This is a genomic window from Vibrio sp. D173a, from assembly GCF_030248475.1.
Window position 1 is genome coordinate 70,384 of record NZ_JAHGAH010000065.1, and the last position, 10,753, is coordinate 81,136.

A 10,753-nucleotide genomic window follows, 5' to 3' on the forward strand; every position below is an offset into this window, starting at 1 on the left:
CTCCATGTTAATCGCAGGTGTATTGTTGTTAATTTAATGTTAACGATAGCATGAGTGTGATTATTTGGGGAGAGAAAAAACAGTAACTTGCTGTCAAGGATCACAGCTTATCAATTCTTTGGGCCAAAATACGGTTAAGCGCATCATTTAAATGTATTGGTGAAGTGCTTTTGATAGTGCTGATAAAGCTTCATCACTTTCGCGACATAGAGCCGAGTTTCCTCAATTGGCAGTGTTTGTGTCAATCGAAAATAGACTTCTTCATAATTTAAATTATTCATTTCTTTAGTAAATTTTGGAAAGGACTGCGTATAAGATAAGCTGCGCATTAAATTCGATAAACCGCAGTTGTAGGCCGCAATTGAGAGTAAGGTTCGACTTTTTTCTGAGTGAATAGCGTGTAAATACTCCGTTTCGAGGATATGCAAATAAGCCGTTCCTATGTCGATATTAAATTCAGGGTCGAACAATGCTTCTCTTTCTATCTTTCGGCCAAAATAGAGCTGCTGAGAGACTTCTAATGCTCCACCGTTTTCCATCACCTGCATCAACCCAATGGCATCGGCATGAGAAACCGCATTGGGGTTAAATGCGCTTTCCGTATGAATGACAGCAAGAATCAGAGCAGGATCAATCTGCCACTGTTTCGACGCTGCGACGATGGTGGGTAAATACTGTAAGGCGGCAGGCGATGTTGGCTTTTGAATGAACGAATAAACGGTTTGGGAAGAAGGCGTATTTTTCCTCGAAGTTCAATGACGCGATTTTTTGAACTGGCAGAGGAGGTTGAAGCGGGCTTCAGCCTAAGCTTTTTATTGTTCAATGATTGCCGGTTTTGTTGAGCAACGGAGTTTTTGTCTACCGCAGTCATTTTTGCTTGAATTGAATAAGAGGCATAAAGCAAAACAACGCTCAAGACGATGAGAAGATAGTTTTTGAATAATGGAGAGTAGAAAGACATCTCGACTCCAGTTAAAAGTGTCTGTGCCCTTTTCTTAATTTATCGTGTAACCATTGATGGTATTTGCCGTACTCAGAGTGTATTGGCCAAATCAAAGAGGCGTATAGCTGTTTCCCAAACAACGCACTTTCGCTGGGGGCCTTTGCTAACACTCCCTGATGCATGGAGTTATCAATTGTATGTTGCGGCAGGAACGCCATGCCTTTCTTAGCAATACACAACTCCAAGATGGTACTGATGTCATCGAGTATCCACATGTAATTTTTAGCTACATTTGAAAGGTCGATCAGATCTTCGCAACCATCTAATAAGAGTAGACGAGACTCAGTGCACTTACCCTCTTGAATTAACTCTCGATGCACAATCCAATTGCAGTTAACGGTAAAAAGCTCGTCAATATTAAAGTCTAATTTGGTACGGTGATAAGGGTTGCATATAGCAATGTCGATTTGGTTATTATTGATGTATTGACCCAGAATTCGACTTGGTTTAGTGACGACATTAAGCTCAATTTCAGGAAAAGCCTCAGAAAACTCAATTAAGGCACTTTTGACTTCGTTATTGAACACCAGAGAATCAATGCCGACTCGCATATGAAATAGCTCGGTTCTCAACAGGGATTCGGCGATTTGGCTCAGTTCGTTGTATTTTTTAATGATGGGTGTCGACAACTGATAGATCTTCTTTCCCCGTTCTGTAAGTTTGACTTGTTTATTGCTTCTCTCTATCAGCAGATAGACTAACTCCTCTTCCAAGCTCTTCACTGCACCACTTACCGTTGATTGAGACTTACCTAATTTCCTCGCTCCACCGCTGAAAGAGCCTTGAGTGATAACGGCATGAAAAGAGATCAGGTTGTCGAAGGGAAGTTTCATCGAGGTGCTGCCTATTGCCTTTAGTCCTTAAGGTTTAGCTTAATGGGTATGATGAAGTTTTAACTAATAGCTTGGTTTTATGTGATATATGTCACGCTTATGATTTGTTGTACAAAATCTTATTTATGGCAGTCAAAGAAGAAAAGGGATAGATAATTGACTGAACTGTAAATAGAGCTTTTTTCTGATACCTCTAAAGAATAAGGACAGTTGGAGTACAGGGTATTGGCATAATCGGTAATACCGATGTTGTTCATTTTTGAGACAGTGGTCCGGTGTCTACGATCAATAGGCTAAGCAATTAGAACGGAATAAGGGACAAACCATGATTACTAAACTTTATGTAGACATTACAAACTACCTAAATGAACTTAAAAACGATTAGCAGGGTGTTACTGCAATTGAGTACGGATTAATCGGCGTTGCTATGGCGGCATTCTTGATTCTTACCTTCGCTGCTGATGGAACTCTTATCACAGCGTTAGGGAATGCGTTTGGTGATATTGCTGATGACTTAGACGCATTCTGAAACTAAAACAGGTGTTCCAAATATTGAATGTTGTTTGTATACATTACGTTAGCAATAGTCTGTTTTGTTGTGTCGCTTTCTGATATCAGAGAGCGAACCATTAAAAACAGTCACGTGTTAGTGATTGCCGTTTTAGCGATTGCGATTGGCATTGCAGATTTTTCATTATCAAGTCTTTGGGTGATAGGTATTTGTTGGTCTGCTTTGCTTTTCCTCCATGTACTTGGGGTACTTGGAGGAGGGGACGTAAAACTTATTGCTGCTTTTTCTCTCTCACTTCCAACTCAAAGCCTTTTAGAGGCATTGATTTTCGTCGGGATATACGGAGGGATATTGGCAGTAATCTACCTGATATTACTACGACCATCTCACGTTACTGGAGAGGGTGACATACCTCAGATCGGGCTTCCCTACGGTGTTGCAATTTGTTGTGGATTTTATACGGCACTTCTTTTGAAAACATCCGTTTAAAAAACGGGAGGGGCGTATGCGATCTCGTATCGGGATGGTTTTTGCACTGTTAGCACTTCTGGTTGGAGGCATCGGAATTTACAGCCACATGACTGCCCATCCTCAGCAGCAAAATCCAACCGTATCTCAATCAAGCAATTCAGATGAACCACAGGCTCATTATGTTCAGGTCTGGCGCGCGAAGAGCAATCTAGAGCGCGGAACACCTATTGAAATCGATGATGTTCAAAAAGAACAGATGTTGCTCAATATCGCTTTAGAAGAGGGGATTAACTCCGATATGAAGCTAGACTTCTCACCGTCTACTCTCCTTTCAAAAAACATTGAAGCAGGAAAAATCGTGTTCTCTGAATATCAAGTTAAAGAAAACGACCCTCGTTATATCGACCTTCTCATTACCGAAGGAAAAGAGCCTTACTCTTTACTGGTGAGTACTCGTAACTTGGTCAAAGGTTATATCCGTCCAGGTACTAACGTTGATGTGCTTTCAGTGGGCTCCCCAAAAGAAAACTTAGCCGATGAAGATACCGACGCTATTGACTTTAGTGGCGTGAATGCACAATTGATTTTGAGAAACGTCAAAGTGCTCAGCGTCGGTAATACCAAAGAGCCAGTGGACTCCCGAGTTAAATCAAATGTCTCAAGTGAAGATGATCATCAAATAGTCATCGTTGTTGAAGTCGATCCGAGTGAGATCGCCAAGTTATCTATCGCGCAGAAAACAATGCATCTAGAGGTATACCGATGCCATCGCTATAAAGAGCCTGTTTTCGCGGAAGTGCGTGATGTGATAGGCAATTATAGTGGCGTGACCGAGTTAAGAGGGTCTGCTCGTCAATCTGCCCAAGGAGAGGAGCTGTGATGAAAACAAAAAGGATATTCTCATTCGCTTGGTTTTTGGTGTTTTATTTAGTTTCTCCGCTTTCTCTGGCGATCGTTATATCACGGTCAGTGATGGGCAACACATTGAGGTGAAAGAACCGATCTCGACCGTATTTGTGAGTGACCCTGAAATCGTCGACTACAACGTTGTAAATGAAAATACTGTCGTTGTTTTTGCTAAGGAGGTCGGACAAGCCAGATTCATCATCTACGGTAAATCGAAGAAAGTGCTGCTCTCTGACCGAATTATTGTCGATATTGACCTGTCGTTGGTCCGACGTCAAATCAAGCTTCACTATCCCGAACTCAACATCAAAGTAGAATCGGTTGGTAATCAGGTCGCAGTGAGTGGTGTAGTGGAATCGGAGCAGCAACGTGATGATATTTATCGGATGGTTGCTACTCTACTTGGAAGAGACAAAACGGAGAAGTGGGAAGAGACGCAGGTCTTAGAGTTCGAGAATGAGGCATATGACATCGAAGAGCCTCAAAGCATGATTTTCGCTCGAAATATGACGTGGGAAGGCATCCTAGAGCTCATAGAAGTGGCGACTGATCAACAAGTCAATGTGAAAATATCGGTCGCTCAAGTGACAGAAACGTTCGCCCAAACTGTAGGTGTGGATTGGTCTTCTGTTGGTGCGGATGTTGGTGAGTTTTTATTCCAACAATTTGATGCTGCTGACCTCACCACTTTGAACACTGCGCTTGGCAATGAAAATGTAGCCCAAGTGCTTGCCGAGCCAAACCTTACTGTTATCTCAGGAGAGTCAGCAAGCTTTCTTGTTGGTGGTGAAGTACCCGTGATTGTTACCACCAATAATAATATCAATATTACCTTCCGAGAGTTTGGTATCAAACTCGATCTTACCGCGAAAGTCCTTCATGAGGGCAAAATTCGAATGCGTCTCATGCCTGAAGTTAGCGAAGTAGAAAGATACATTCGCTCTGCTGGGCTAGAAGTGCCCCAATTTGCGACTCGAAGAGCGATGACCACGATTGAACTTGGTGATGGCGATAGTTTTGTACTTGGTGGGCTGATGAGTAGTGCCGATTTAGAAGAGCTGAAAAAAATTCCACTTCTTGGCGATATTCCTGTTCTCGGAGCTGCGTTTCGTAAAGCTTCTACAGATAGACGACGCACGGAGCTGATCATTGTTGCGACCGTTAATCTTGTCAAACCAATGAAGAAGAAAGACATCCAAATGCCCTACATGAGCAAAACGTCGACACTTCGCCGTTGGTTGAAAATTTCGGATAGTGAAGAAGGCAACAAAGGCAATGACCCAACCATTCAATTGCTGTCTCAGGGAGGTTTTATTCAATGAAAACTTTATTTGTGGCAGTGATAAGCGCGTTATTACTTTCTGGGTGTGCTGAGCGTTATTTCAATGGACCAGGAGCGGAAGCGCTTATTTACCCTGAAACCCATATCTATCAGTTTACGGTGAAATCTACTCAACAAACGGAAGAAAAGTTGAACATGATTTTTGACACGGTTGACGAGATAGATTCAGGGGCGAGTTACCTTGTTGAATATCGGAGCAATAAGGGTAAAAAAGTGGTTTATAAATCACTTAAAGACAAGACGGCGTTGCGTTTGAGAGCGGATGAGTTTGTTGTGCGCCAAAACAGTTCGCTGTCGAATGACATCCAACTGACGATTACTTACCACGCATTAGTGACGCACCAGTGCGCACCTTCTGAGATAGAAGAGGTGAATGTCAGTCGGAATTGCTTTTCTGAAGTAGCTAGGATGAAGCAAGTCTCACACAAGGAACGTATCGTGGAGGGATTGTGATGTTTGACTTAGGAAAATCTCTCAAAGAGAGCAAACCGCAAATCATAGAAAGTGCACATGGGCCAACAGGGTGTGTACTTCTTTACCAGAGCTTAGAGTGTATGTCTCTGGTTCAAGAAATGTTCGAGTTTGAGGGGGGGAGTGCACCAACGTGCGTAAAACAGAGTTCGGTTCCTAAAGGTTTTTACTCTGAGCAAAGTGGGAATATTGTCATTCTTGAACTCACGGAGTCATCTGACATTGTCACGGATGCTCAAGCGTTAACCAACCAAATGCCGACCCACAAAGGTATTATTGTCATCGGTACAGAAGACTCCATCTGCGTCTTACGTCAGCTCAAAGAGTTAGGGTTCTATTATCTTTATTGGCCAATCAACAAGCACGAGTTTGCTGATTTCGTCATGAATGTGCATCGTAATTTGCAGACTTACACAGGGGTAAGTAAACAGCGAAAAGCAAAGCGTGTTGCAGTTGTCGGAAGCAAAGGTGGGATAGGGACGTCGTTTATTGCCACTGAAATTAGTTCGAAGTTAGCCGCCAATAATATCGATAATGTGTTGGTCGACCATCAATACAATGACAGCAATATTGATGTGCTCCTTGCGCTAGATGACTTCAAATCTCGCTCCATCGACGAATACTCTGTCCCTATGCATGAGTTAGATACGGAAGGGGCATTAAGTCATCTGACCAAAGTGCGTAAAAACTTACGTTTACTTTCACTTAATAGTGACCGATCTCAGTCAGACATTTTCAGTTATAGCCAGACACTTTGCGAATTATTGAGTCGAAACACCAACTTTATGATCGAAGACTTCTCGGGAAGCGTCGACTTTCGTGTTGACCCCAATATGTTGATTGAAAATTACGACGTGGTCGTGGTGGTTTTTGAGCCTTCGGTTTCTTCCGTCCGCAATGCCAAAGCGTTACTTGAACAGCTTGAGAATAAGCAGCTTTCAATGAGCAAGCGGATCCGGATTATTACACTTGCAAATCACCACCGACCAGAGAACACGTTTGTTATCGAACAAAATGATCTCCAGAAATATCTTGGTTCTGAAGTCAATCTTGATATGGGGTATTGTCGCTCACTGGCTCACCTTCTTATTGAGGGCAAGCGCGCGCACAAACACGATCGAATTATCAATCATGCTATCGATGATCTTACTCGTTTGATCAATGGACAATCCACTCAACATGCTAGCGGTTGGCTCGCTAGATTGGGGGTAAGATGAGTTCAAATTAAGAGATCTACACGGCTTTTCGGTCACAGATTTTTGAGGCTTTAGATGTTGAAGCCATACAAAGCCTCTCTCGTTTGGAAATTGAAGGGCAAATCCGAAACGCCGTCGATGTCCTAGCAGCGAACTTTGATCGCCCTGTCACGACCATGATGAAGTCAAGTTTGGTCAAAAGCATGCTGGACGAACTCTTTGGTCTTGGGCCTATTCAATCACTGGTTGATGACCGAACGATAACCGACATCATGGTAAATGGCCCCAACAACGTCTTTTTTGAGAAGCATGGCAAATTAGAAAAGTCAGATATTACCTTCATCGATGAAGAGCAAGTCCTGACGATAGCAAAACAAATTGCTGCGCGGATCGGACGTCGTGTGGATGAGCTTTCTCCTACCGTAGATGCGCGTCTTGAGGACGGTAGTCGTGCCAACATCGTTATCCCACCCATTGCTTTAGATGGCACCTCAATTTCGATACGTAAATTCCGCGAACAAAATATCGGGCTAGAAGAGCTTGTTGAGTTTGGTTCAATGTCGATGGACATGGCGAGGTTGTTATCAATTGCTTCCCGTTGCCGAATGAACATTCTGATCTCTGGTGGTACGGGTTCAGGTAAAACCACCTTATTGAATTCGCTTTCACAATACATCAGTGAAGACGAGCGTATTGTGACAATTGAGGATGCGGCAGAGCTTCGTCTAGAGCAACCCAATCTAGTTCGCCTAGAAACGAGAGCGGAGAGTGTGGAACACACGGGCTTAGTGACTCAGCGTGATTTGGTTATTAATGCGCTTCGTATGCGCCCTGATCGAATCATCCTCGGCGAGTGTCGCGGCTCAGAAGCATTTGAGATGCTCTAAGCAATGAATACGGGTCACGAAGGCTCCATGTCGACACTACATGCTAACTCGCCACGAGATGCAATATCACGCGTGGAATCCATGGTAATGATGGCGAACTTAAATCAGCCTCTCGATGCTATTCGACGCGCGATTGTGAGTGCTATTGAGCTCGTGGTTCAAGTGAACCGACTGCGTGATGGTTCAAGGAAAATAACCAGCATCTCTGAAATCGTAAGGCTTGAAGGCGATAGTGTGGTGATGGAGGAAATCTTCCGCTTTCAATACGACGAAGTGGGGTATGGTGAAGCGGTAAGAGGGCGCTTTATGACCGAGGGCCTTATGCAGCGATCCGAGCTTGTTAAAAAAGCACATTTTTACGGCCTATATGAAGAGCTGATGCAAGCCTTCCAAGGAGCAAGATCATGATGTTATGGATTGCTTTTATCTTATTTGGTATTGCAGTTTTGCTTTTAACGAGTCACCGAAGAAGCAAAATAGAGAATTACTTTCCAGAGACTGAAGTCGACGAAGATATTATTGCGGCAATTAATTTGAACGCATTAATGGAACAAAAACGTTGGCAGAGATTCAAAAACAATTTATCTCCCGCAATAAAGGTGTTAGGACCAAGAGCGAACTTTATTATATTTGTGTTTATCGTTCTTTCTGGTTATTTAAGCTATTACATCATTTATGAATTGCTCAATATTAATTCAATACTAATTTCTATTGGTGTTTTTACATTTTCAGTAGTTTCGGGCTATTACTGGTTACAAAACAAACGTCGTTTGGATTTCGAGAAGAAATTTCCAGACGCATTGAACATTTTGATGAGTGCCGTAACCGCTGGTGAGAGTTTAATGCACGCTTTTTCTTTTGTTGGCGAAAACATGGAAGGAGAAGTCGGGCGAGAATTTAAAGAAATGGGGGATCGACTTAAGCTGGGGGAAAATGCAGAAAAGGTGTTACTTCGCTCTTGTAAAGCATTCCCTTATCCAGAATACATCTTCTTTACCATTACGATACGCGCCAACATTAACCGAGGCGGACAACTAAAAAATGTATTGGCAAGGCTAATTCGCATTTTGGTTGATGCCAGAACGTTAGAGTCGAAAAGAATGGCGATGACCTCTGAGGCTCGTATCTCCGCTAAAGTAGTCGCTGCAATACCGATCGCATTTGCATTCATGGTCAATCAAATTGATCCGAGCCACATCGACTTTATTCTCAATGACCCTCAAGGGCGGATGGTACTTTACTATGTTGTAGGTAGTGAGGTGTTAGGTTTATTCGTTGTTTGGCTTCTTGTAAAAGGAGTAAGACGATGATTTTATCGCTGAGTATTTTATTGATTATTTTTTCGTTGTCATTTTTGATTTATGACTATTATTTCACTCGTAAAAAAGAGTTGGTACTGAGCAAGTATCTTAAATATGGCCCAAAACAACCGGCAAAGAAAAAATTGATTCCTTCATTGTTAAATTTGGTGAAGGAAACAAAAAAGATTTAGAGCAAAAACTTCTTAACGCCGGATGCTACAATAAAGATTTAGCGAAATATTACTTCCCTTTGAAAGCAGTTGTTTTTCTTTTAGTAACCGTATTTATATGGTTGTTAGACATGGCATTAATTAATAAGTTATTAGTTTCAATCATTGCTGTTATTAGTATCATCATTGTTCCAGATCTGTTGCTCGAGATGCGAAAGCGCATGTTAGTGCGAAAGGTTTCGAAAAACCTTCCTTATGTCCTCGATATTATGTCTGTTTGCGTGCAAACCGGTATGACAATTGAAGCGTCGTTTGCGTATTTAGCACAAGAGCTAAAAATCTTCGATAAAGATTTATGTTATCAAATCAATAAAACATCAGAAGCCGGCAAAGTACATGGGATAGAAAAAGCATTGCATGATCTTTCCGTTCGCTTGCCTGCACCAGAAATCAACAGCTTTATCTTAACGATTATTCAAAACCTTCACTATGGCGCATCCGTTGCGAATGTTTTAAGTGATTTAGCCGAAGATATGCGTCGGATTAAATTACTCGAAATTGAAGAGAAAATGGGTAAATTGTCAGCCAAAATGAGTGTGCCTTTGATCTTGCTGATCATGTTTCCAATCGTCATTTTTATTCTTGCTCTTGGCTTTTTACAAATCGACTTTACGAGCTTTAGAGGGGGTAAATAATGAATAAGGCGACTTTTTTGAGTATTCCACTACTTTTGCTGTTTGGTTGCTCTTCCACAATAGAGAGTGAAGAGAGTTTGGTGCAAAACATGGAGCGTGTTGATAACCATACAGGTCTGATTAATCACTATAAAGGGCATCTAGAAAAGCGACCTGAAGACGTCCAGATCATGCAGGAATTGGCAAAAGTGTATTTTGATAAGGGCGATATCGAGTCGGCTAAGTTTTATGCTGACCATTTGCTCAATCAAGGGGTGAAGAATAGTGAGCTCCTTCAATTAAGAGGTCAGATTCATAGCCAAGATGGTGAAGATTCTTTGGCTCTAAAACGCTATAAAAGCTCGATAGAAATGGGCAACAAAAGCGGAGAAATCTATGTTTTATCGGGCATCTCCTATTGTAATACCAACCAATTCTCTCAAGCAAAAAATGCGTTTAATCAAGCTCGTCTCAAAGGCTATAACGACGTGGCGGTGAAAAACAATTTAGCCGTAGTTTATCTTGCACAACGACAGTATGACGACGTGATATCGCTATTGGTTCCTGTTTATCAAGAGAACCCAAGTAACCAGAAAGTGCGAGCGAATTTGGCGATCGCGCTGTTCAAAGTGGGGGATGTCTATCAAGCGAGAGATCTACTTGAAGGAACATTTACCAATGCTCAAGTAGAGCAAATCTCAAGGGAGTTACACCGGTAATAAGGGTGGACGGTATGGAGTATTCTCGAAGAAAGGTAAAGGGTGTAACCGTAGTTGAATTTGCATTAGGGGCCGGGGTTCTTGCTCTCGCTCTTGTTATGCTTTTTGAAATAGGATTTAGAATTTACGTAACCAACTTAGTTGAGTATGCGTTGAGTGAGTCAGTCAGAAATACAAAGGTGTTCGAAGGCGGAAACTCCTACGATAACTACAATCTAACACATATGAGCCTTCTGCCTGTCAATAGGCAATAACACATATGAGCCTTC

11 protein-coding genes and 3 pseudogenes are annotated in these 10,753 nt (G+C 42.1%); 11 read left to right on the plus strand and 3 right to left on the minus strand.

Annotated elements, in window-relative coordinates:
• Positions 1 to 143: 143 nt before the first annotated feature.
• The 3 genes from KIV40_RS07730 to KIV40_RS07740 are packed head-to-tail and all read right to left on the minus strand — an operon-like array spanning position 144 to position 1,836.
• The gene (locus KIV40_RS07730; protein WP_309145834.1) at positions 144 to 707 is read right to left on the minus strand and encodes a transglycosylase SLT domain-containing protein; all 564 of its coding nucleotides are present in this window, start codon (positions 705 to 707) and stop codon (positions 144 to 146) included.
• Positions 620 to 961 carry a hypothetical protein gene (locus tag KIV40_RS07735; protein WP_285348574.1) on the minus strand — a complete coding sequence of 114 codons (342 nt, stop codon included), beginning with the start codon at positions 959 to 961 and terminating at the stop codon, positions 620 to 622. Before KIV40_RS07735 ends, KIV40_RS07730 begins: the two co-directional genes overlap by 88 nt.
• A gap of 11 nt (positions 962 to 972) precedes the next feature.
• Complete coding sequence (locus tag KIV40_RS07740) at positions 973 to 1,836, minus strand: LysR family transcriptional regulator (protein WP_285348575.1); 864 nt, start codon at positions 1,834 to 1,836, stop codon at positions 973 to 975.
• A 325-nt stretch (positions 1,837 to 2,161) separates the two neighbouring features.
• Here KIV40_RS07740 and KIV40_RS07745 point away from each other — a divergent pair.
• The 11 genes and pseudogenes from KIV40_RS07745 (at position 2,162) to KIV40_RS07795 (ending at position 10,738) form a co-directional block, all read left to right on the plus strand.
• Positions 2,162 to 2,365 (plus strand): annotated as a pseudogene (locus KIV40_RS07745) (Flp family type IVb pilin).
• Between the two features lie 27 nt (positions 2,366 to 2,392).
• A complete protein-coding gene (locus tag KIV40_RS07750) occupies positions 2,393 to 2,836 on the plus strand; it encodes a prepilin peptidase (protein WP_012128789.1) in 444 nt (147 codons plus the stop codon).
• 16 nt (positions 2,837 to 2,852) lie between these two features.
• The gene (cpaB, locus tag KIV40_RS07755) at positions 2,853 to 3,698 is read left to right on the plus strand and encodes a Flp pilus assembly protein CpaB (RefSeq protein ID WP_285348576.1); all 846 of its coding nucleotides are present in this window, start codon (positions 2,853 to 2,855) and stop codon (positions 3,696 to 3,698) included.
• A 22-nt stretch (positions 3,699 to 3,720) separates the two neighbouring features.
• Positions 3,721 to 5,046 (plus strand): type II and III secretion system protein family protein, encoded by a 1,326-nt coding sequence (locus tag KIV40_RS07760; RefSeq protein ID WP_285348583.1) that lies wholly within the window; start codon positions 3,721 to 3,723, stop codon positions 5,044 to 5,046.
• The gene (locus KIV40_RS07765; RefSeq protein ID WP_012128785.1) at positions 5,043 to 5,519 is read left to right on the plus strand and encodes a hypothetical protein; all 477 of its coding nucleotides are present in this window, start codon (positions 5,043 to 5,045) and stop codon (positions 5,517 to 5,519) included. The genes KIV40_RS07760 and KIV40_RS07765 overlap by 4 nt, the downstream gene beginning before the upstream one ends.
• Positions 5,519 to 6,754 carry a chromosome partitioning protein ParA gene (locus tag KIV40_RS07770; protein ID WP_285348577.1) on the plus strand — a complete coding sequence of 412 codons (1,236 nt, stop codon included), beginning with the start codon at positions 5,519 to 5,521 and terminating at the stop codon, positions 6,752 to 6,754. Before KIV40_RS07765 ends, KIV40_RS07770 begins: the two co-directional genes overlap by 1 nt.
• A 14-nt stretch (positions 6,755 to 6,768) precedes the next feature.
• Positions 6,769 to 8,028: pseudogene (locus tag KIV40_RS07775) on the plus strand (CpaF family protein).
• The gene (locus KIV40_RS07780) at positions 8,028 to 8,930 is read left to right on the plus strand and encodes a type II secretion system F family protein (RefSeq protein WP_285348584.1); all 903 of its coding nucleotides are present in this window, start codon (positions 8,028 to 8,030) and stop codon (positions 8,928 to 8,930) included. Before KIV40_RS07775 ends, KIV40_RS07780 begins: the two are co-directional and overlap by 1 nt.
• Positions 8,927 to 9,786: pseudogene (locus KIV40_RS07785) on the plus strand (type II secretion system F family protein). Before KIV40_RS07780 ends, KIV40_RS07785 begins: the two are co-directional and overlap by 4 nt.
• Positions 9,786 to 10,484: a lipopolysaccharide assembly protein LapB gene (locus tag KIV40_RS07790; protein WP_012128779.1), complete on the plus strand. Its 699-nt coding sequence runs from the start codon at positions 9,786 to 9,788 to the stop codon at positions 10,482 to 10,484. The pseudogene KIV40_RS07785 and the gene KIV40_RS07790 overlap by 1 nt, the downstream one beginning before the upstream one ends.
• Positions 10,485 to 10,498: 14 nt before the next feature.
• Positions 10,499 to 10,738, plus strand: a complete 240-nt coding sequence (locus tag KIV40_RS07795) for a pilus assembly protein (protein WP_285348580.1) — start codon at positions 10,499 to 10,501, stop codon at positions 10,736 to 10,738.
• Positions 10,739 to 10,753 lie beyond the last annotated feature (15 nt).

Excerpts from the sequence above, each read along its gene's own strand:
- cpaB (WP_285348576.1), top strand. The coding sequence starts at position 2,853 with ATGCGATCTCGTATCGGGATGGTTTTTGCACTGTTAGCACTTCTGGTT.
- KIV40_RS07790 (WP_012128779.1), top strand. The coding sequence starts at position 9,786 with ATGAATAAGGCGACTTTTTTGAGTATTCCACTACTTTTGCTGTTTGGT.
- KIV40_RS07740 (WP_285348575.1), bottom strand. The coding sequence starts at position 1,836 with ATGAAACTTCCCTTCGACAACCTGATCTCTTTTCATGCCGTTATCACT.
- KIV40_RS07765 (WP_012128785.1), top strand. The coding sequence starts at position 5,043 with ATGAAAACTTTATTTGTGGCAGTGATAAGCGCGTTATTACTTTCTGGG.
- KIV40_RS07750 (WP_012128789.1), top strand. The coding sequence starts at position 2,393 with ATGTTGTTTGTATACATTACGTTAGCAATAGTCTGTTTTGTTGTGTCG.
- KIV40_RS07795 (WP_285348580.1), top strand. The coding sequence starts at position 10,499 with ATGGAGTATTCTCGAAGAAAGGTAAAGGGTGTAACCGTAGTTGAATTT.
- KIV40_RS07735 (WP_285348574.1), bottom strand. The coding sequence starts at position 961 with ATGTCTTTCTACTCTCCATTATTCAAAAACTATCTTCTCATCGTCTTG.
- KIV40_RS07780 (WP_285348584.1), top strand. The coding sequence starts at position 8,028 with ATGTTATGGATTGCTTTTATCTTATTTGGTATTGCAGTTTTGCTTTTA.
- KIV40_RS07770 (WP_285348577.1), top strand. The coding sequence starts at position 5,519 with ATGTTTGACTTAGGAAAATCTCTCAAAGAGAGCAAACCGCAAATCATA.